Source organism: Paenibacillus lautus NBRC 15380 (genome assembly GCF_004000945.1).
GTDB classification, from domain to species: domain Bacteria; phylum Bacillota; class Bacilli; order Paenibacillales; family Paenibacillaceae; genus Paenibacillus_AQ; species Paenibacillus_AQ lautus.
This window is the reverse complement of sequence record NZ_BIMF01000018.1, coordinates 91,509-113,041: the sequence shown is the minus strand read 5'-3', so window position 1 is coordinate 113,041 and position 21,533 is coordinate 91,509. Positions and strand designations below refer to the sequence as shown.

General features: G+C 50.9%; 21 protein-coding genes. 3 read left to right on the top strand and 18 right to left on the bottom strand.

What is annotated here, in order from left to right; genetic code table 11:
• Positions 1–67 precede the first annotated feature (67 nt).
• The 12 genes from PLA01S_RS25045 to PLA01S_RS24990 all read right to left on the bottom strand — a co-directional run bounded on the left by PLA01S_RS25045 (position 68) and on the right by PLA01S_RS24990 (position 9,054).
• The gene (locus tag PLA01S_RS25045) at positions 68–964 is read right to left on the bottom strand and encodes an ROK family protein (RefSeq protein ID WP_100538947.1); all 897 of its coding nucleotides are present in this window, start codon (positions 962–964) and stop codon (positions 68–70) included.
• 94 nt (positions 965–1,058) lie between these two features.
• Positions 1,059–1,742: a molybdate ABC transporter permease subunit gene (modB, locus tag PLA01S_RS25040; protein WP_246059815.1), complete on the bottom strand. Its 684-nt coding sequence runs from the start codon at positions 1,740–1,742 to the stop codon at positions 1,059–1,061.
• Positions 1,739–2,581, bottom strand: a complete 843-nt coding sequence (modA, locus tag PLA01S_RS25035; RefSeq protein ID WP_127594504.1) for a molybdate ABC transporter substrate-binding protein — start codon at positions 2,579–2,581, stop codon at positions 1,739–1,741. The genes modB and modA overlap by 4 nt, the downstream gene beginning before the upstream one ends.
• A gap of 2 nt (positions 2,582–2,583) precedes the next feature.
• On the bottom strand, positions 2,584–3,480 hold the full coding sequence (locus PLA01S_RS25030; protein WP_174819249.1) for a 5'-3' exonuclease: 897 nt from the start codon (positions 3,478–3,480) through the stop codon (positions 2,584–2,586).
• A gap of 402 nt (positions 3,481–3,882) precedes the next feature.
• The gene (locus tag PLA01S_RS25025) at positions 3,883–4,245 is read right to left on the bottom strand and encodes an arsenate reductase family protein (protein WP_127594503.1); all 363 of its coding nucleotides are present in this window, start codon (positions 4,243–4,245) and stop codon (positions 3,883–3,885) included.
• A 34-nt stretch (positions 4,246–4,279) separates the two neighbouring features.
• Positions 4,280–5,293: an RluA family pseudouridine synthase gene (locus PLA01S_RS25020; RefSeq protein WP_127594502.1), complete on the bottom strand. Its 1,014-nt coding sequence runs from the start codon at positions 5,291–5,293 to the stop codon at positions 4,280–4,282.
• 3 nt (positions 5,294–5,296) lie between these two features.
• Positions 5,297–5,857 carry a cob(I)yrinic acid a,c-diamide adenosyltransferase gene (locus tag PLA01S_RS25015; protein ID WP_127594501.1) on the bottom strand — a complete coding sequence of 187 codons (561 nt, stop codon included), beginning with the start codon at positions 5,855–5,857 and terminating at the stop codon, positions 5,297–5,299.
• A gap of 236 nt (positions 5,858–6,093) precedes the next feature.
• Entirely contained in the window at positions 6,094–6,357 is a 264-nt protein-coding gene (locus PLA01S_RS25010) for an aspartyl-phosphate phosphatase Spo0E family protein (RefSeq protein WP_009590300.1), read from the bottom strand.
• Positions 6,358–6,475: 118 nt separating this feature from the next.
• On the bottom strand, positions 6,476–7,681 hold the full coding sequence (locus PLA01S_RS25005; protein ID WP_127594500.1) for an aminotransferase class I/II-fold pyridoxal phosphate-dependent enzyme: 1,206 nt from the start codon (positions 7,679–7,681) through the stop codon (positions 6,476–6,478).
• 14 nt (positions 7,682–7,695) lie between these two features.
• Positions 7,696–8,196: an Lrp/AsnC family transcriptional regulator gene (locus PLA01S_RS25000; RefSeq protein ID WP_071222693.1), complete on the bottom strand. Its 501-nt coding sequence runs from the start codon at positions 8,194–8,196 to the stop codon at positions 7,696–7,698.
• 176 nt (positions 8,197–8,372) lie between these two features.
• Positions 8,373–8,768: a spore coat protein gene (locus tag PLA01S_RS24995; RefSeq protein ID WP_127594499.1), complete on the bottom strand. Its 396-nt coding sequence runs from the start codon at positions 8,766–8,768 to the stop codon at positions 8,373–8,375.
• A 49-nt stretch (positions 8,769–8,817) separates the two neighbouring features.
• Positions 8,818–9,054, bottom strand: coding sequence for a hypothetical protein (locus PLA01S_RS24990; protein WP_127594498.1), 237 nt, complete (start codon positions 9,052–9,054; stop codon positions 8,818–8,820).
• Between the two features lie 141 nt (positions 9,055–9,195).
• Here PLA01S_RS24990 and PLA01S_RS24985 point away from each other — a divergent pair, with 141 nt between their 5' ends.
• Positions 9,196–10,422: an NAD(P)/FAD-dependent oxidoreductase gene (locus tag PLA01S_RS24985; RefSeq protein ID WP_127594497.1), complete on the top strand. Its 1,227-nt coding sequence runs from the start codon at positions 9,196–9,198 to the stop codon at positions 10,420–10,422.
• A gap of 147 nt (positions 10,423–10,569) precedes the next feature.
• Here PLA01S_RS24985 and PLA01S_RS24980 read toward each other — a convergent pair whose 3' ends face one another.
• The 4 genes from PLA01S_RS24980 to PLA01S_RS24965 form a co-directional block, all read right to left on the bottom strand.
• Positions 10,570–11,796 (bottom strand): MFS transporter, encoded by a 1,227-nt coding sequence (locus PLA01S_RS24980; RefSeq protein ID WP_371860457.1) that lies wholly within the window; start codon positions 11,794–11,796, stop codon positions 10,570–10,572.
• 121 nt (positions 11,797–11,917) lie between these two features.
• Positions 11,918–12,475, bottom strand: a complete 558-nt coding sequence (locus PLA01S_RS24975; RefSeq protein WP_127594495.1) for a hypothetical protein — start codon at positions 12,473–12,475, stop codon at positions 11,918–11,920.
• A 161-nt stretch (positions 12,476–12,636) separates the two neighbouring features.
• The gene (locus tag PLA01S_RS24970; RefSeq protein WP_100538959.1) at positions 12,637–13,056 is read right to left on the bottom strand and encodes a DUF350 domain-containing protein; all 420 of its coding nucleotides are present in this window, start codon (positions 13,054–13,056) and stop codon (positions 12,637–12,639) included.
• 120 nt (positions 13,057–13,176) lie between these two features.
• Entirely contained in the window at positions 13,177–15,546 is a 2,370-nt protein-coding gene (locus tag PLA01S_RS24965; RefSeq protein ID WP_127594494.1) for an endonuclease MutS2, read from the bottom strand.
• A 156-nt stretch (positions 15,547–15,702) separates the two neighbouring features.
• Here PLA01S_RS24965 and PLA01S_RS24960 point away from each other — a divergent pair, with 156 nt between their 5' ends.
• Positions 15,703–16,062, top strand: a complete 360-nt coding sequence (locus tag PLA01S_RS24960; RefSeq protein WP_100538961.1) for a phage holin family protein — start codon at positions 15,703–15,705, stop codon at positions 16,060–16,062.
• 309 nt (positions 16,063–16,371) lie between these two features.
• Positions 16,372–16,758, top strand: coding sequence for a cupredoxin domain-containing protein (locus tag PLA01S_RS24955; protein ID WP_100538962.1), 387 nt, complete (start codon positions 16,372–16,374; stop codon positions 16,756–16,758).
• A 92-nt stretch (positions 16,759–16,850) separates the two neighbouring features.
• On the opposite strand, the gene PLA01S_RS24950 is transcribed toward PLA01S_RS24955, so the two are convergent.
• On the bottom strand, positions 16,851–18,815 hold the full coding sequence (locus PLA01S_RS24950) for a hypothetical protein (RefSeq protein WP_127594493.1): 1,965 nt from the start codon (positions 18,813–18,815) through the stop codon (positions 16,851–16,853).
• 259 nt (positions 18,816–19,074) lie between these two features.
• Positions 19,075–21,525, bottom strand: coding sequence for a phenylalanine--tRNA ligase subunit beta (pheT, locus tag PLA01S_RS24945; RefSeq protein ID WP_127594492.1), 2,451 nt, complete (start codon positions 21,523–21,525; stop codon positions 19,075–19,077).
• Between the last annotated feature and the right edge of the window lie 8 nt (positions 21,526–21,533).

Sequence of the window (21,533 nt, the reverse complement as noted above, 5' to 3'; positions counted from 1 at the left end):
ATACCATAATCTGTAATAAAATCAAATCAATTTTGGCTCACTCTATATAAGAAATTAAGAAATAAGGTTAAGCCTGAACGCTCTTGGCCTCATCTACTGCCAGCTTGGCCAACGCCAATGCGCCGCAGAGCCCCGCATTATCGCCGAGCATCGGCGGAACGATGAATTGATCAATCCCGTCATGAAGGCTTGGATGCTGAACATATCCGGCCAGCAGCTCCTGAAGCTTCGTGCGGATCAGCGGGAACAGCTGCTCCTGCTTCATAACGCCTCCGCCCATCACAATACGCTGGGGGGACAGAATGAGGACATAATTCATCAGCGCTTGAGCCAGATAATAAGCTTCCATCTCCCAAGCCGGATGATCCGGCGTCAATTCCACGCCGGGAACTCCCCAACGTTTGCCAAGGGATGGTCCGGCTGCAAGCCCCTCCAGACAGTCGGCGTGATAAGGACAGGTCCCTTCATACCGGTCTTCCGGATGACGGCGCACATAAATATGCCCCATCTCCGGATGAGACAAGCCGTGGATCAATTCACCAGCTACCACGGCGCCTGCTCCTACTCCCGTTCCGATGGTGATATACAGACAGCTATCCAGTCCCTGGGCAGCGCCCCATGTATATTCTCCAAGAGCTGCTCCGTTTACATCGGTATCAAATCCAATCGGAACATGAAAACGCTCTTCCAATGCTTTGACAATATTGTAATTGCTCCAATGCGGCTTCGGTGTCGTTGTAATGCAGCCATAAGTCGGGCTGCCCTTCACCGGATCAATCGGTCCGAAAGAACCGACTCCGATCGACTCTATATCCTTATCAGCAAAAAAGTTAAAGACGTTTGCCATGGTCTCTTCCGGGGTTGTTGTCGGGAAGCTCACTCGCTCCACAACCGTTCCATCCTCCATACCCACGCCGCAAACGAACTTGGTTCCTCCTGCTTCAATTGCTCCAAGTAAACTCATGCTTCTTCCATCCTCTCCACGATGTGCTGTGCCTTGTTCTCTATTTGGTTGCTAACAAGCTCTATTCGAAGCATATGTAAACATTGTGCTCCCGTCAAGTCTGCCTGCCGCTTTCTCTGCTTCTGCCCGTTCCTGACGCGGCGAGTAACAGCCATGAGAACAAAATAATGACCGCCGTCCACGCCCATGCCAGCCCGCTTTCGCCATTGCTAACCGCAACGTAAATCGCCGTGGGCAGCGTTTGCGTGACGCCCGGTATATTGCCTGCAACCATCCAGGTTGCCCCAAACTCGCCCAAGCCTCTGGCAAAAGCCAGAATGAACGCCGATACGCCTGCCCTGCGGACCAGCGGCAGCGTAATCCAGCGAAGCACCTGCCATTCACCGGCTCCGGCCGATCGCGCCGAATCCTCAAGCTCCGGATCCACGGATTCGAAGCCCACCCGCATGCTCTGATATACAAGCGGAAATGAAACCACAATAGCCGCTATGACAGCAGCACCCCAGCTAAATATGACGGGCTTGGCAAACAGCCATTCGACGGCTGCGCCGATCCAGCTGTTTCTGCCCAGCATTACAAGCAAAAGAAAGCCTACCACCGTAGGCGGAAGCACAAGCGGAAGCATCAGCAGCGTTTCGACGGCCGTTTTGCCGACAAACGCGCGCCGGGACATCCAGCGTGCCGCCGCTGATCCCAGTATAAAGGCAATGATGCTGGACAGCAGTGATGTTTTTATCGACAGCCATACCGGCATCCAGAACATTTCGGTCGTGGTCACGGCGACGCCTCCGCTACCTCAAATCCAGCCTCCGTGAAGATATCCCTGATCTCGGGCTTCCGCATAAATTCAAGGAGCGCCTCAGCCTCCTGCGGATGCTTGGCATTACCGGGAACCGCTGCAGGATATTCAATCGGTTGGTGCTTGTCCGGGTCGACCTCAAGCGCAAGTTTTGCCTTGGTCGAACTCTTCAGATCGGTTTTATACACAAAACCGGCATCCGCATTCCCCGACTCCACATAAGCGAGAACTTGCGTCACGTCCTTGGCATACACCGCCTTGGATTCGACATCATCCCAAAGGCCTTCATTCTGAAGAGCATCCTTCGCATACTCCCCGGCCGGTACCGTATCCGGCTGCCCGATAGCCAGAACGCGTACTTCAGGTTTGAGCAGATCCGATAACTGCTTCACGTTCTGTTTGCCAACAGGCTCAATCAGCACCAACGCATTCCGAAACATGAACTGAACCGCATCGGATTGTACGATCCCCTTCTCGACCAGTCGATCCATCGGCTCCGTTGCCGCGGATACAAACAAATCTACAGGCGCCCCTTGCTCGAGCTGTTGTCCAAGAGAGCCCGAACCGCCGAAATTATAACGCAGCGTAACATTCGGAAACTCTGCTTCAAATCGTCGTCCGGTCTCTTCCAGGCTGGATTTTAGGCTTGCTGCTGCCGAAACAATCACTTCCACCTTCTTCTCAGCCCCTGAGGGCTGCTTAGTGGTATCGGTTGAAGGAGTCTGGTTGGAGGCACATGCGGATATTAGAAGCAGCATGGCCCCAAGCAGCAACCCGGTCAAGATTGACGTTCTTCCGAAATTAAACGGTCTCCACATGACTAGGAAACCACCGCCACCCCAAAAAGATGGCCGAGGCTCTTCATCTCGAGCTCCTCCAGTTTGGTTAATGCCCGTTCGTGATCCACGCTCAGGCGGCATAGATCCAATTCGCACTCCATTGGAACCTCGCAATGGATTTCGGCCAAAGCCCGGGACAGATGCAGCATTTCCAGATCCGCCTCGATCTTGGTGCGGACCCCTTTGGTCAGCGAATCAAGATTCGCAAGAATTCCTTCCACGGATTCATACTCCTGAATCAGCTTGACCGCCGTTTTCTCACCAATCCCGCGTACGCCCGGATAATTATCGCTCGTATCTCCCATCAGGCCTTTCACATCGATCACCTGTCTTGGGGAAAGTCCTTTTTCGGCATACAACGTTTCCGGAGTATAATGCATATAATTGCCGTGTCCCTTTTTCATAATAATGACGGAAGTCGAATCGTTCACGAGCTGAAGCAGATCGTGGTCACCCGACAGGATCATGACATTCATGCTATCCCCATACCGTCTGGCCAGCGTACCGATGCAATCATCAGCCTCATAGCCCACGACGCCCAGATTCGGAATTCCCAGACATTCCGTCACATCACGCACCAACGAAAACTGCGGAACCAGATCATCCGGCGCTTCCGGACGATTGCCTTTATACGAGGCAAATTGCTCTGTACGAAATGTTTTTGAGCCCATATCCCAGCAGCACGCCACATGGGTAGGCTGAAATTTATCGATAGCATCCCACATATACCGCAGGAAGCCGTAAATCGCGTTGGTCGGCATACCCGCTTTGGTTCGACGGATATAGCCGCTTGACGCGGTCGCATAGTAAGCACGAAATAATAAAGCCATCCCGTCTACAAGCATTAAGGATGGTTGTTGATTGGGTATCACAGTCATGATCGCTCCTAACTTTAACTTCTCTGATATAACCTTAAATATACCTTGTCATTATACCATATCCCTATATAGACTTGGGCTAGTCACAAGGCATTTCTTTGAATTTCCTATCATTGGCTGTTCATAAGAAAAACGTCTATCGACGTACTTTCTCAGTAGACAGACCGCATTTAGCGGAAGTTTTTCTTGCGAGATAAGGATGCTAAGCCTCGGATGTTTATACTTTCTTATCTCTTAACACAAAAGAACATCCCGGTGGCCAAAGGACCTTGGGATGCTCTACCTTTACCAGCAGGAGAATGCGTCAATGCCGGATCGTTGCCCTTCAACAATCGGGTTCCATCAGCTCTTTTAACCCGCCTTTATTGGGCCTGTCTTTGCCTCCGGCTAAAAACAGCCATTCTACTTTTGCCATGAATCCTGATATTGTTCAGCCTTGAAGCCGACGGTCACTTTACTGCCGTCCGTCACGATCGGACGCTTAATCAATCTTCCGTTGGACGACAACAGTTCGATTTTCTCCTCGTCGGAGAGCCCAGGCAGCTTATCTTTCAGGTTCATTTCCTTGTAGACCTCGCCGCTCGTATTAAAAAATTTCTTGAGCTCCAGGCCGCTCTTGGCGATAAGGTCGGCTAATTCTTCCTTCTTCGGCGGTTGTTCAAAAATATTTTGAAGTTCCAGTTCATGTCCTTCGTTTTGCAGCCATTTCACCGCGTTACGGCATGTCCCGCATTTCGGGTATTGATATACTTTCAGTTTGCTCATTCGATACGTTCTCCTTCTTATGTTGTTTTGAAAATTAGGTCGCCTCTTCCGCAAGCACGTTTCTCAGAGAGTTCATATCCTCAGGGAGCGGAGCGGTGAATACCATCGGGGTCCCCTCAATCGGGTGCATCAGCGTCAGGCTTGCTGCATGCAGCGCCTGCCTGCCCATGCAGCGGTCCAGCCTCATGATGGATGCGGCTTCCGGCTCTGCCGGTCCCTCGTTCTCATAGGAAGCAGCTTCCGTCCCATCTGATGGCAACTCCCGATCGCTGTAAACCGGGTGCCTATACATCTGATCTCCAATCAATGGACAGCCGATGCTAAGCATATGCACCCGAATTTGATGGGTCCGGCCCGTTTCCAGCTTCAACTCAACCAAGGATGCGGAAGGATAGGTTTCGCATACCTGATACCGTGTCAATGAAGGATATCCATCCGGAGTTACGATGCGACGGTGGGGCTCTAACGGATCCCGATCAATCGGACCGTCAATATCGCCTGACGGCATAGCAGGCTTGCCATGAACAAATGCTACATACCTCTTGTCAACCGTGCCGGCTATCATTTGTTCGGAAACATGCTGGTGAATATACGGATTCTTCGCCACCACCAGCACGCCGGAGGTTTCCTGATCCAGCCTGTGAACCGCTCTGAACCGGTAATTCCAGCCCTTCTCCCGCCAATAGTAAACAACGCCGTTCGCCAGTGTGTCCGTATAATGACCGTGCGTCGGATGCACGATGATCCCTGCCGGCTTGTTCAGAACAAGCAGATGCTCATCCTCGTACAGAATATGAAGTTTCATCGGCTGGGGCAGCATATCGTCTGACCGTTCCTGCTCCATCCGGATTTCGATCAGATCTCCCGCATGCACTTTAACGCTAATGTATACACGGGTCCCGTTCAGCATGATGCCCTGCTCGGTCAACTTGAGGCGCGAGAGCAGCTTACGGGATACCCCCATTCGTTTTTGTAAAATGGTCTTAAGCTGCATGCCGTCTTCTTGCGGTGACACGACATAGCTGATTGGCGGATAATACAAATTCATGAATTACCGAAACACCTTTCCACTTCGCTCATATTCGACATCCGGAATCCCGGCGTGCACATTGGCTGCCCGCGCAGTCACAAAGAAATAGTCGGACAATCGGTTCAGATAGCGGCGAACCTCCAGATTGATTTCCGTGGTTCGCTGCAGCGATACGGTCAACCGCTCGGCGCGGCGGCATACGGTCCGACATACATGAAGCATGGAGGACAACGCGCTTCCACCTGGCAGGATAAAACGCTCAAGCGGAGGGTTTTTCTCCTCGAATGCATCCAGCCATACCTCCAGATTATCCACAAGATCGGCGCTTACCTTAAGTTTATCCTCACGAGGTCTCGCATAGGCCAGATCCGAGCCGCAATCGAACAGTTCATGCTGGATTCGAACGAGCTGAAGATGCAGCTCCTCAAAGTCGGCTTCCTTGGCCAAAAATACGGCTTGACCGACAAAGCTGTTCAATTCATCGATCGTGCCATACGCCTCGATGCGCGGATCATCCTTGGGCACACGACCGCCAATAATTGAAGTTTCCCCCGCATCTCCCGTTCTCGTATATACCTTCATCACATCTTCCTCCATTTCAAAGTCCGATCCATATTGAACGAACACACCATATTTCTTATTATGCTCAACTATAGCATAATTTCCAATAACGGTCCCTCTACGGCAGAATAAGCCCCATGCCGATCATGATTCCGGGCGAGTTTTTGCACCAGAGGATTATTTTAAACGCAAACAAGGCTGATCCGTGAGGCATCTAGCCTCAGGAGCAGCCTTGTATTATTCAATCATGTCGTATTTTATAGTTTCTTTTTGGGATGGGCCTTCATATACTCGTTGATCTTCAAATCCAGCAAACTGCTGATCTCGATGACAATCTCCGACGTGAAGGACTGCTCTTCCAAAAAAATTTGTTCCATCTTCCGGCGAAGCATGTGAATTTCATCTTCCAGGGTAATTTCCTGAGGAGTGGATTTGGCTGATTTAATTGACCATTTACCGTGATTATTGTCTTCGGCCGTATAGTCACCACGGTAGTTTGACAATTCATAATCACAAAACACTGGTGATCCCTCCTTGGAAAGTAAAATTCTGCCCCCAAAATAAAATTATAACATATATTTTGCCAATGGAAAGTGATTTTTTTGTTAATTCAAGGAAAAAGTTCAACGATTTCCTTGCCTACTTTATTTTTTCCACAAAATTGCCCATTCTCTCCAAAGCCTCATTCAGTTGGGCAATGGATGTAGCATAAGAGCAGCGGATGAATCCTTCCCCGCCAAGACCGAATGCGGTGCCCGGTACGGCGGCCACCTTCGCCTCGGTCAGCAAGCGCTGGGCAAATTCGTCCGAGCCGAGTCCCGTTCGCTTGATGCTCGGGAATGCGTAGAACGCTCCCTGCGGTTCGTGGCAATCCAAACCGATCTCCCGCAGCCCTTGAACCACGAGTCTGCGCCGCTGGTTGTAGGATTCAACCATTCGATCCTTTTCCCCCATGCCGTTACGCAATGCTTCAAGTGCTGCGACTTGCCCCATTGCGGGTGCACACATGACTGTATACTGGTGTATTTTCAGCATGGCGCCGATCAGATCGGCATGAGCGCACACATACCCCATACGCCAACCGGTCATAGCAAACGCCTTCGAGAAGCCGCTCACCAGTATGGTGCGGTCCATCATGCCTGGCATCGAGGCAAAGCTGACGTGCTTGCCTTCATATGTGAGCTCAGCATAGATTTCATCGGAGATCACAATCAGATCGTGTTTTTCTACCACTTCTGCAATGGGCAGCCAATCCTCATAGGTCATGATGGCTCCTGTCGGATTGCTTGGGTAGCACAGGATCAGAATCTTCGATTTAGGGGTGATTTGCGCTTCGAGCGCCTCGGCCGTCAGTTTGAAATGATGCTCTGCCGTCGTTTCAATACCAATGGGCACCCCACCACCGATTGAAGCAATCGGCGAGTAAGAAATGTAACACGGCTCGGGAATCAGAATTTCATCTCCGGGAACAATCAAGGCACGCAGAGCCAGATCAATCGCTTCACTGCCGCCTACGGTTACGATCATTTCATTGGCAGGATTATAGGTCACGTGGAAACTGTCGTTCAAATATTCCGCGATCGCCTCCCGCAGTTCCGGCATACCGGCATTGGACGTATATCCTGTAAACCCGCGCTCCAATGAATACACGCAGGCTTCTCGTACATGCCACGGCGTTACGAAATCAGGCTCACCGACACCAAGTGTGATGATATCCTTATTTCCACTGACGAGATCAAAAAATTTCCGGATTCCGGAGGGTTGAATGTCCCTGACCCTAGGCGCCAAATAGGAGCTCATCGATTTCCTGTTATTTTCTGCAAGCTGCTGTTCGTTCACAATCATAGCACACGCTTCCTTTACGGCGAGATCAGGAGACGATTGTCTTCTTGACGTTCTTCAAAAATAATCCCGTCTTGTTTATATTTTTTTAAAATAAAATTCGTTTTGGTCGATAATACAGAATCGATAGGTGACAGTTTCTCCGAAACAAAGTTGGCCACCTCACGCAAGTTTCCACCTTCCACTTCAACCAGCAAGTCGTAGGCGCCAGACATAAGATAGACCGACTTCACCTGCGGGAATAAATAAATCCGTTCCGCAATTCCTTCAAAGCCTCTTCCGCGCTCAGGTGTAATTTGAACCTCGATCAGCGCCGTAACCTTTTCGTCTTCCACCTTGCCCCAGTTGACAACGGTCGCATACTTGACAATGACGTGATCTCGTTCAAGCTCCGCAATGGAGGTCTTTACTTCTTCCTCATCTACACCGAGTAGAGTAGAGAGTAGAGCCGGCGATCTTCTCGCGTCTTCTTTCAGCAGGTCAAGCACCTTCAGTTTCAATTCGCTAAGCTCTTCCATATACGTATCCTCCAGCACTTATTCCGAATAACCGTTCTTCATGCATGATATTTCGGAACAGAGATTAATACTTATATTACAATAACTTACACGGGATGTGCAAAAAAAAATACCGATGCATGCCTGCAGCAACGGCTGCGGGTGTCATCGGCGTATCGTTTGAGTTAACCATGGGATCATTGGGTTACATTATTAGAAGTAGGCGCGACATTGGTGGCATGCGGCGCGACATTCGGATGATGGACGAACGCGCCCATGCTGGAAGTTTTTTGATGAATGGTTTCCTGAGTTTTTTGCAGGGACTGCTGCGCTTGCTTATACTGCTTGTCCACGTCGTATTTCAATGCGTGCCGAGGCGCGGTATACATGTTCTGCTGCTTCATCATATTAAAAAACTCACCTTGCAGCTTCAGTGTATCTGCAGTCAAATCCGTAAACATTTGACGCACGTCAGGGCAAGAGGCCTCCGTCGTGGCTGTTGTATACTCTCGAACAGACCGTTTCAGTTCTCCCAGAATAGGGCTAAGCATGTCCTCTTCGGGCAGGTATGAAGATCCATTAGGGGTTACCATAAGTCGTTCCTCCTTAACAATTTAACTTCGAAAGTCTATAAATCTCCTCTTATTGAGGCTGCGTCGGCGCAATATTGCTGTGACTCTGCAGAGAATTCACCAACATGTCCAGATGCTGTTCATGGCGTTTTACGAATCCCAGCAGCGTCTGCTGGATAGCAGGATTCTGACTGGCTGCTGCCGTCGCGGCGCAATGCTTGGCCAGCATGGTCTCGTTGGAGATGCAATCCGCAATATAGTCCAGTTCTTTTGAGGTTAGAGGCTGTAATTGCTGATTAGGCGTCATCTTTGTGTTTGTTCCCCTTTCCATTTAAGTTGCACAGGAGCTAGTATGCCACCTATATAAAAATCTATGTCGTGAGATGTCATTAAATACGAAAGGAACGTCCAAACTAATAACGATGTGACAATGAGGGGGTGAGGGACCATGTTACTGACCGGCGGAACAACGCCCTGGAAATATTTAAACAGTGAACCTGTAAAAAAATACCCCGGTCTATCAGAACAGCTCAGCTGTGATGTGCTAATTGTCGGCGGCGGTATTAGCGGCGCGCTGATGGCCTATGTGCTGAGCAAGCAAGGCGTGGACACGATCCTGCTGGACAAAAAACGCGTATGCGAAGGCAGCACATCCGCCAATTCGGGGCTGCTGCAATTCTCTAGCGACTGCCCCCTATCTGATCTGATCCAACAATTTGGTGAACAACGGGGCTCCTCCTTCTACATGATGTGCAGAAACGCTGTACGACGGCTCACCGAAATCGCAAATCATCTGTCCAGGGATTCCGGCCTGATCCCGCGAAGCAGCCTCTACTATGCCAGTAACCCCCAAGATGTCGGCATGCTTCGGCATGAGTATGACCTGCTCAAACGCAAGGGCTTCGATGTAGAGTACTGGAGCCGTGAGCAGGTGAAGGCTAACTTCCCGTTCTCAAAAGAAGCGGCCATCTATACCCGCGGCGATGCCGAAGTCGATCCCTACCGTTTCGGTCATAATCTTCTCCAAGATGCCAGCGAGCATGGGCTGCGAATTTATGAAAATAGCGAAGTGAAGGAAACACGGTATACCGATAGCGATGTCACCGTTTTAACCGATCAAGGAAGCGTTCTGGCCAGAAACGTGATCTGGGCCACTGGGTATAGCACCCAAGAATGGAAGCCTGATTATCAAGCGGAGCTGCTCAACACCTATGCCATCCTGACGGAGCCTGTATCCGATCTGTCTTCATGGTATGAGCGGGCATTCATATGGGAAACAAATCGCCCTTATCTCTATTTCCGGACAACGCCGGATCAGCGAATCATAGCCGGAGGGCTGGATGAGCCCCTTCCTCCTTCAGGCAAACCAGAGGAATACGCTGAACCAAGAGGCCGGAGACTGCTAAATGAAATTCATCAGCTGTTCCCCCATATGACGGATCTGAATATCGCCTGCAGTTGGGCCGGCGTGTTTGCCACAACCAAAGACGGCATCCCGCTGATCGGCAGACACCCGCAATATCCGCACAGCTACTTTATCGAGGTGTATGGCGGAAACGGGACCGTTTACAGCATGATCGCTGCGGATCTGCTGGGCAAGACGATTGCAGGACATGAGCCCGAAGAACTGAAATGGTTCTCCCTGACACGGCCAATCGACCTGAACCACACCTAAATAATTGAAGGTATCCCCTACAGGCCCTACGCCCTTGGAGATACCTTCTTTGCGTGTATACGATTTGCGTCGCGACGCAGCCGAATGTTTTAAACATACCGTGGTTGACCTGTGTTATCCTACACGCTCATCTGGATGCAATCGGACTTAGGTGACTTGTCCTTTGGAAGGAAACAGCTTTCGTATAAACAGCCATGATCCGATAGGGGACGCCCCCAGAAACAGCAGCAGCAGCGTCACCGTTAACGTGTCCTGTCTAAATGACAGGACAAGAATAAACACAAGCAAACCCGTAATTCGGCCTATGGTTAGACTGAGTTCCCGCAGCACGACCAGTTCCACCCGCTTCTCCACATTTTCCTCATTCACTCCCATAAGATCAAAGCTGGCCGATATAGCCGGCATCATGTACAGCGGAATAAACAGCGACGTCCCGATTCCCAGCACCAACAGCGTAGTATAGTTGACGGCAAACAGCAGCGGCAAAATGACCAACAGCATCAATATCGAACCTACCAGCATGCCGGTTTTACGGAATTTGGGCTTGAACCACTTACCGCAGGCCCAGTAGCTGACCAGCGAAACCGCCGAAGTAATCAATGCGTATTGCCCCAGCTTCGATTCCTGGTCCGTCGCCACAAAAACAAGGAGCGTAATGAGAAAGGAAAACACACCTTCCCTGATTCCCTGAACGGCCAATCCGAATACGGCGTATTTCCAAACGCCGCCCTCCTTGAGCCGGCTCACCCCCTCCAGCCAATGGTAGTCGCTCTGGACCGGCCGTTTTCGCAGAAAAAAGCTCAGCACCACCGTCGCTGCGAAGATGACCATCGATACGGTAAAAATAAACCGGTAGCCCCGATCCCCATGCATCATCGTGATGATCCAACCCGCCAGCCACGGACCGATAATCCCCGTGATGGAGCCCAGGAGTCCGATCCAGCCATTAAACCAGTCCCGATTCTCCGCGCTCGAAACCTCGAAATAAACCACATTAAAGGCTAACCAGAATAATCCTAATGACACGCCGAACAGCAAGCCCAGAGGCCAAATATAATGGACGGCGTCCCGCCCTGCCCACAGAACGCATAGATAAAACAGGCCGGACACCGCAATTCCCAGGCGAAGCGCATTCATTTTGTTATGCTCCTTCACCCATTTGCCGGCGGCCCAGAACGTCAAGCCGAGTGCGACCTGCTGAGCAATCGTGAACCAACCGAGCATCGTATAATCCTGGCGGCTTTTCCATAAGTATACGTTGAGGAATGTACCCGACAATGCACTCGATAGTATAAACAACCCATGAACCGATAACAGAAGCATAGCCTGGGGGTCCTTTGTCAACTTCATATACAGTTCCTCCCTTGCCCTCACACTTGAAGTCCAAGGTATTTTACCCTTCTAATCCCCACTTCATGAACAAAAAAAAGGAAACCGCCGCAAGCAGTTTCCTTAAGATAGCCGTGGATCGGCATATTGCGCCTTTCCGTAAACTCTATTCCTTTTTATGGATAAAACTCTTGATCATCCGAAGCCGATCATTCTCTGCCAGATTGTACTGTACATGGAAGCATCCGGGACACACGTATACGTTTAAGTCATATGGCGGCTGCAGTATAGGGCCTTGAATCAAGGCTGCGTTAACCGGCTGGAAGCCTTCCCCGCTCACGTGCTGCGTTCCGGCATGAAGCATATACTCCTTGCAATGCAAGCACTCGGGAACTTCCTCTTGCTGGTCCAGAATTCCCTCTACGGTCTCCTCAAATGCAAATAGGTCGTGATCCTCCCCGTACTTATCCACGGTTCGAAGCGAGGACAGCGATTCATGGTCGGATCCCCAAATACGATGAAGATCACCCGCCTCCTCATCGGAAGCCTCGTAAGCCTCTTCATATTCCTCCGGGTCTTCCTGTGTTTCCTCTTCTTCCAATGCGATATTCAATGTGCGGTAGCCTTTAAGCTCGTTCGCACAGTGAGGACAAGTATCTTCGGGACCTATCTCTTCATCCCATACAATCTCACTTTGGCACCATGGGCAAACCGTCGGTTCCATCGATCATTCATCCCTTTCCTTATTCAAACGGCCATAAATGGCCCTGTTAACTTTATTTTTATTGAGACATCAAGTATACAATACCCGCCACAAAAAAAATCAAGGCAGCCGCAAACAATATCCGCGGTAAATATTTCATCGTCCTTTTCCTCCCGAAGCCATTAAATGATGCTCGCTCCAATAATGTAAGATAAAGATACGGTGATAAGAAGTACGATCAAGCCCACTGCGCGATTATCCTTGCCAATCTCTTCGTCTACCGAAAACACAGGCGTCAAGAACTCAAGCAACCAATACGCCAATAAAAGCAGTATAAACCCGAAGAACGACCATTTAATCATGCCGTAAATGGACGTATTAGCCGTTATGCTATACCGCATCACGTTACAGATGCCAAAGACCTTGCCGCCGGTCGCCATGGCCGCGGCAACATTTCCTTTGCGTATTTCATCCCAGCAATTGTACTTGGTAACCAGTTCAAAGCAATACAAGTAAACAATAAGTGCAAGTATCGCAACCGAGAAATAGCCGACGAGCACCCCAAGTGGATGGGTCAGCAAATGATCAATCGCTTCCGTCATTACCTTATTTCCTCCCTGATATAAACGGGATGCGGCACCTTTCGCATCCCGTCGTTCTGAACCCTATGATGATATGTTATACGATTGAAGGAGAAAACGGTTCCTGATTTCTTACTTTCCTTATTTCAACTCGGCAATGGTAACGCCATTGCCGCCTTCGCCGTAATTACCTAAACGATGACTCTTCACATGTTTGTGCTTACGCAAATAATCCTGAATTCCGGTTCGCAAGATCCCGGTGCCTTTGCCATGAATGATGTAAATCTGACCCAGGTTCCCCAGAAATGCCTCATCAATAAACCGATCCACCTCGATCAGCGCCTCTTCCAGATTCGCGCCCCTTAAATCCAGCTCATTCCGGATGTTGGTATCGCGAGTCCGCTTCAAGACGGTCGCATGCTGTTTCGGCGCTTGTTTAGCGTTGGCTGCCGGATTCGACAGCAGCTCCAAATCATCCAGCGCCACCTTCATCTTCATAATGCCGAGCTGAACAACCGCTTCCTTCGAGCCGGACATCTCCACGACATGCCCCTTCTGATTCAGGCTGTATACCCGCACCTCATCCCCGGGCTCGATGCTGCGCTGCTGCTTCGCTGAACGCTGGCCGCCCGTTTTCTTGCCCTGCTGCGGTTCGGCTTCATCCAAACGCTTTCTGGCTGCAATCAGCTTATGCTCCTTAACGGAGGCGCCTTCTTCTTGGGCAATCTTGCGCAGATCGGAAATGATCTCTTCGGCCTCGCTCCGCGCCTTGTCCACGATCTGTCTCGCTTCCGCACGAGCTTTATCAACCAGCTTGTCCTTCTGCTCTTCCAGCTTCTGAAGTTCGTGCTGGTGACGAAGACGCAATTCCTCCATTTCCTTCCGAACCTGCTCTGCCTTCTCCCGCTCTACTTCCGCGGTGTGACGGTTCTCCTCGAGCGATGCAATCATATGCTCCACCCGTTGATCTTCTTCCTTCACTTCGCCCCGGGCAAATTCCAGAATGGATCCCGGCAATCCCAGACGTTCTGCAATGGCAAACGCATTACTGCGTCCAGGTACGCCTACCAGCAGCCGATAGGTCGGGCTTAGGGTATTGATATCGAACTCCATGCTGGCGTTGATCACGCCTTTGCGTTCGTATGCATAAGCCTTCAATTCCGAATAGTGCGTCGTCGCGATCATGCGGCAGCCCATGCGGTGGATATGCTCCAGAATGGAAATCGCCAGAGCGGAACCCTCCGCAGGGTCCGTCCCCGCTCCTACCTCATCAAGCAGCACGAGACTCTTTGGCGTCATCTTGCTTAAAATGCGGATGATGTTCGTCATATGGCTGGAGAAGGTACTGAGGCTCTGCTCAATGCTTTGCTCATCGCCAATATCCGCGTAGATCGCATCAAACACGCACATCTGGCTGCCTTCTTCAGCAGGAATAAAGAGTCCGGACATCGCCATCAGGTTTAATAATCCGATCGTCTTGAGTGTAACCGTCTTACCACCGGTATTCGGGCCCGTGACGATGATGGAAGTATAGGAATTGCCCAATTCCACATCAAGCGGCACAACCTGATCCGCCGGAATCAGCGGATGTCGGCCTTTACGCAGCTTAATATAACCTCTGTCATTCATTCTTGGCAGTGAAGCCTTCATGACATGGGCTAAACGAGCCTTGGCAAAAATAAAGTCGAGCTGGCCGATCAGATCCAAGTCAATGGACAGCAGCTCAGCCTGTTCGCCGACCTGAGCAGTCAGCTTCTGCAGAATCACTTCGATCTCCCGTTCTTCCCGCATTCGCGTCTCACGCAGCTTGTTGTTCATGGCTACGATGGATTCCGGCTCAATAAACAGCGTCGCGCCTGACCCGGACTGGTCGTGCACGATGCCGCCAAAATGCGAGCGATATTCCGCTTTAACGGGAATGACAAAACGGTCGCCGCGTATCGTAATTAACTGGTCCTGCAGCATCTTCGCCACGGATTGCGATCGAATCATGGACTCCAGTTTCTCGCGAATGCGAACTTCTCCGCCCCGCAGCTCCCGCCGGATCTGGGCAAGCTCCGCGCTTGCGGAGTCCAGCACCTCAGCAGCATCATCAATACACAGCCGAATGGTATCTTCCAGGGGCTTCTGCTCCGAAATAAGATCACTCAGATTATAGAGGATCTCAATCTTCTCGTCCTCGTGAATCGCCGCTATAAACCGCTTGATTCGGCGAGATCCATGAATCGTATTCGACGTAGCCAGCAATTCATGGGGACTGAGCGTCCCTCCGATTCTGGCCCGCTTCAAAGCGTCGTTGATATCGGTAATCCCGCGGAAAGACGGATTGCCCTTTAGTCGGTCTACGGTGTAGGCCTGATCGGTAGCCGCAAGCAGATCCTTTACAGCCTCCAGGTCGGTTTCAGGCATTAACTGTTCAGCTCTCGCACTTCCCATGGAGGTTTGAGTGTATTGTGTTAATGTATTTAAAATTTTTCGGTATTCTAAAGTTTGCAAAATCTTGTCATTCAAGAAGTTCACAACTCCTCTCAATCAATGCATATATTATATCGAAAGTGATACGAAATCGCCAAGGAATCCAAAATCCTTCCACACATAACCGACGGCCCTATTGAACAAAATAAATTCTGCGTAACATTCCAGTCTTATTCTAAGGAGGCAGGTACCATGCAATTTCTCGGGCACGTTGTTCGATTTATCGTTGCCGCGCTCGTTCTTATGGTTGTCGGATGGATTGTCCCTCAATTCTCCGTCGGCGGATTCGGAAGCGCCCTATTGCTTGCACTCGTCATCGCCCTGATTGGTTGGGCTATCGAGGGCATCTTCGGCAAAAAAGTCACGCCGTTTGGACGTGGCATCGTGGGCTTCCTAGTGAGCGCACTCGTGATTTACCTTGCCCAATTCATCGTTGGAGGCGTTAGCGTCTCCGTACTGGGCGCCTTGCTTGCTGCACTGGTCATCGGGATCATCGATCTGTTCATACCGATTTCCACCCCTTTTGAAGCAGGCAAAAACCGCAAAGAATAAGATAGAAGAACGCCCGCTTTTGTTAGAGGATTCCTCTGGAGCCCTCTTCCTAAACGAACTGATCGGCGGCTGCATTCCCCACATTAACCCCTTGTTGCTACTCTGCGCAGGGGGTTTTCATTTTGGGTAAAAACCTCAATTCCTTTATTTCCATCTTCCCCTATATTATAAAGTAAATCCATATCATCGTTTGAAACCGTTCACGTTCACCAATTTTTCATAACACATATGTGCATCCACTCTTTTTCTGCGCTATCATAAAGATTGGAAATTATATTCACAATTATTTCATAGTCAGGAGAGATTATAGTGAAAAAAGGCATAGCTTTACTTGTTTCATGTATGCTCCTTTTTGTATTGGCTGCCTGCGGCGGAGACCAGAAAGAGTCTCAGGGAGATTCAGGGATCTCGGATACTGGCGTAGCACCGGAAGCTGAACTCGTGATTAAGGGTACCAATTTTCAATTCGACCAAGAGGAATATCGTCTCAAGAAAGGGGTGCCCGTCAAGATTACTTACGAGAACGAAGACGGCAACCACGGCGTTATGATTCCTGCGCTTGGCCTGCAGCTGGACCGTAAAAACAACTCCACTGTTGTTACGCCGGATGAGGCGGGAGAATTCGAAGTTTCGTGTTCCATTATGTGCGGAGCGGGTCACAGCAAAATGATATCCAAACTTATCGTCGAAGAATAAGTAGATCTTCCTCACGAAAATAAACCTCCGGATCGCCAGAGTATCCTCTGTCTAATCCGGAGGTTTTTTCAGGTTCACATCTTCGCCATGGCCTAACGCTGATCCTGCTCAATCAACTCGATCCACTCATTATATTCAACTTGGAGCTTCGCATACTCTTCCTTCAGCTTGCGGTGTTCTTCTTCAAGCTGCGCAGATTGCTCCGCCTTCAATTCCTGCTCCGCCTGGAGCAGACGATATTGGTGCATAACCAGCTCATACTGTTCACCTAAATCAGAATACTGCTGTGCTGCTTCACTTTTTTCGCCTTCCAGGCGCTCACAGGCTTGGCGTGCGGATGCAATTTCCTGCTGCCAGGACTGGAGCTCTTCTTCGAGAGCAAGCTTGGTTCGCTTCCACTCATCACGCTCTGCTGCCAGCTTCTCGCTGCCCTCGGCAAGCTGTTCCCGTTCCGCCATCCATTGCTGGTATTGCTCCTGCCACTGAACGGCACGTTCCTCTGAATCTCTCAGCTGCTCGGCGAGTTCACGTGCGCGCTCTTCACTGGCAGCCGCCTTCTTGCGAAGCTCATCCAGCTGATTCGACACCGTATCGTACTCTTCTTCCAGCATGGCGTACAGTTTGCTGGTCTCTTCCTCTCGGATTCCCGCTTCCTTCGTGAGCTTCTCCAGCTCTTCATGGCGAAGCTGCAGTTCCTTCAATTCCTCTTGGGCACTTCTGCGTTCGGACATGCTCCGGTCAGCTTCTTCCTTCATGACCTGGATCTCATCCTGAAGTCCCTTCATTCCTTCTTCCAGGCTTTCGTTTGCTTCCATAAGCTCGACAATTCTCATCTCCAGCTCGCCGGTTTCCTCTTTGCGCTGATCCGCCAGCGTGCGCCAAGATTGGAGCTCGCTGCTTAAACGCTGCAGCTCTTCCTGCTGTTTGCGGGAGGTCTGATTCGCATCCACCACAAGTTTCTGCAGACGACGGCGCTCTTCCTCCGACTTGGCGGATTCCTGCTTCAGGCCTTCGAGCTCCTTCGTCAGCCCTTCCACCTTCGTACGGAAGGAGCGCAGCTCCTGCGAAGAGGCTTCGGCTTGCTGTCTGGACGATTGGAGCGTTTCCTTCAGCTTGTCCGATTCCGCTTTTACAGCACCCAGTTCCTTCTCCGCAGTCGACAAGCGTGATTGGAGCTGCCCGCCGCGAGTTCGCTGCTCGGTAAGCTGCTTTTCCAGCTCCTGGACGGTCCTCGTATGCTTTTGTTCCATATCCTGCACGGTTTTCGTATTCTTCTGTTCCAGATCCTGCACCGTCTTCGTATACTTCTGCTCCAGATCCTGCACGGTCTTCGAGTGCTGCTGCTCCTTCAGGAGCGCCTCTTGTTTATAGGTGCTCTCCTGTTTCTTCAATTGCTCAACCAGCTTCTCTTCGGCCTGCTTCGCAGAGTTCCGTAGACTCTGTTCCAGCTTCTCGATGGCCTGCTTATGAGTGAGCGTCAGCTGCGAAATTTGTCCTTCATAGCGGCGTTTCATATCTTCAATCGACTGCTTATGGCCGCTCTCCAGCTTCTCGCGCTGCTCCTTAAGACGTGCTTCAAGCTGCTGCTTCTCCTTCAGCAGTTCAGCCACGCGGTCGGATTCCTTCTGGAGCAATTCCTTCGTACGCTCTGACTCCGCGGTTAGATTCTCCTTGGACTTCCTGTATTCCTCAGCCAGCGTTGTCTGCTCCGCCAGCTTGTGCTCCAGCTGCTCTAACTGCTGACGATGTCTCTCCTGCTGCTCGATTTGAAGTCCTTGCACCTTGGCAAGCTCCGTGCGCAGTTCATTCCGCTCGGCCGTCATCTGCTTGGCCTCATTCTGAAACTCCAGCTTCTGCAAAGCTTCTTCAGCCATATGTACTGCAGCTAGGACGGCAATGCGCGGGGTATCCAATCGAGAGTGCGCCTTGGATATGGTACGCATGCGGTCATCTACATAATTCGCTACCTGTCTGGTATAATCACTGCTATTGCCAACGAGTTTATAGGAAGTTCCGTAGATGTCTACGGTAACGCTTTTACGGTCCGATGTAGTCAAAATTGTGCCCTCCTTCTATTATGTGTAGATTCTATGATGTCTGAAATGGTCTATTCTCTACATTCATTATATATGAGATAACATCTGTAGACGAACCTCAAGAAAACAGACCGAAGTTTGGTATATGATAACACAGTTTTGTGCTTATAATTATGTACCCTGCGGGCGTCCTGATGCAAATCCCAGTTCAATTTAGAGCAAAAAAGCCCGCATCGAATCTCTGATGTAATGGATTCGATGCGGGCTTTCACAATTCCTGCTATTTTCTTAATTCTGCGCCAAAAGTTTGCTGAAGGGCAGCAACGGCTTTTTCCGTGACGCCGGCAACCTCTTCATCGGTCAGCGTCCGTTCCTGATGACGGTACGTCATGGAGATGGCAACACTCTTCTTGCCCTCTCCAAGCTTGCTGCCCGTGAAGACGTCAAATACCTGAATCTGCTGCAGAAGCTCACCTGCATTCTCCTTGATCACTTGAATCAGGGAGCCGGCTTCAACCTCCTCATTCACCACGATGGCAAGATCGCGTTCCATGCCCGGGAATCTAGGCAAATCGCGGTAAACGACGCGGGCGTTGGTCAGATCATACAGCGGCTCAAGCAGAATCTCAGCGGCATAGGTATCTTCCAAATCCAGCTCCTGCTGCGTCTTCGGATGAATTTGTCCAAGTACACCTAAAAGCCACTTGTTCTCGCCTTGACCCGCATATACGGATGCGGAACGTCCCGGATGGAAGCCAACCGGTCCGTTGGCCTCGTAGGTGATGTCTTCTGCGCGAATTCCAAGGTAGTCGAGCACTGTTTCGAGTGCCCCCTTCAAATCGAAGAAATCCACTTTGGCCGGCTGGACATTCCATTGCTTGCTGCCTTTGCGTCCCGACAACAGCAAACCGAGAACCGGACGCTCCAGCGGCTGCTTCGTCAACGTCTTCTCATGCGTATGGAACAGGTTCCCTATCTCGAACAGAGCCAGGTCCGGCTGCTTACGGTTATGATTGTATACTGCGATATCCAGCAGCTGCGGAAGCAGGCTGGTGCGAAGGACGCTGCGGTCCTCGCTCATCGGCATGGCCAGCTTAACCGCCGTGCCATCTGACGACAGGGAAGTGAACATTTCCGCTTGCTGCGGATGGATGAAGGAATAACCCAGAACCTCCTGGAATCCGCTATGCGTCAGCAAACGACGAAGCGAGCGGCGGATGGCCTGAGCGATGGTCAATGAACCCGGTGTCGTCGGACCTTCAATCGCCGTTGTCGGAATATTGTCGTATCCATACAGACGGGCAACCTCTTCAATAAGGTCCACGTCAAACACGATATCGCCGCGGCGGGACGGCACTTGAACATCCACCATTCCTTGGCCCGCATCTCCGCAAGGGAAATGCAATCGGGCAAAGATCGTTTTTACTTCAAGCAGAGACAGCTCCGTACCCAGATAACGATTGAGCTTCTCCAGCGACAACGTAATCACGGTAGGCTCGGTTTGGGCACTGCCTGCTTCGACGATTCCCTGATGGACAGCGCCGCCGGCATATTTCGCCATCAGTGCCGCTGCACGGTTCAGTGCAGGAATAACTGCGGCGGGATCCACTTCCTTCTCGAAGCGGGAGCTTGCCTCCGAACGAAGTCCCAGCTGACGGGATGTTTTGCGGACGGTACCGCCATCGAACTTCGCCGATTCCAGGAAAATATTCACCGTGCTGTCCGTTACTTCGGAGTCCAGGCCGCCCATAACGCCAGCCAAGGCTACCGGCTTGCCCCCTGCTGTAATCACCAGCATATGCGGCTCCAGGCGGCGCTCCGTGCCGTCCAGTGTCACCATCGTTTCGCCAGCTTCAGCCATACGCACGTGAACCGCGCCATCCTTCAGCTGATCCGCATCAAAAGCATGCAGCGGCTGGCCATATTCCAGCATCACATAGTTCGTAATATCCACGATGTTACTGATCGGGCGAACGCCTGCTGCGATCAACCGGTTCTGCATCCACAGCGGAGAAGGACCGATCTTTACTCCCGTAATGTAACGTGCCGCGTAATGGCTGCACTGCTCATCAGCACCAATCGTAACCGAAATATGATCGGCTGCTGCATCTTGAACCTCCAGAATCTCCTTCTCCGGGTTCGGAAGACTCAGCTCACGCCCCAGAATGGCGCTCACTTCGTAAGCTGCTCCCAGCATGCTGAGGCAGTCGGAGCGGTTTGGCGTCAGATCCAGCTCCAAAATTTCATCGTTCAAACCCAGCACATCCAGAATTGGTTTGCCGATTTCCGTATCAGCCGGAAGGACGAGAATCCCTTCCTGCAGCTCTTTAGGCAGCAGTTTATCATTCATGCCCAGTTCCTTCGCCGAGCAGATCATGCCTTGGGAGAGCACGCCGCGCAGCTTGGCCTTCTTGATATCCATACCGCCAGGCAGCTTCGCGCCAACAAGCGCCACCGGCACCTTCTGGCCAGCATCCACATTTTTTGCTCCGCACACGATCTGGAGATCTTCCTCCTGACCCGCATCCACGATACATACATTCAGCTTGTCTGCGTCAGGATGCTTCTCCTTGCTCTTAACGTAGCCTACGACCACGTTGTTAATGCCTTGATTCCGTTTCTCGATCACATCGATTTCAATACCAGCCGAAGTAATACGGCTCGCCAAATCCTCAGAGGTTACACCTTCGAGCGAAATATAATCGGACAACCAATCGGTTGAAACTCTCATTGTCTATT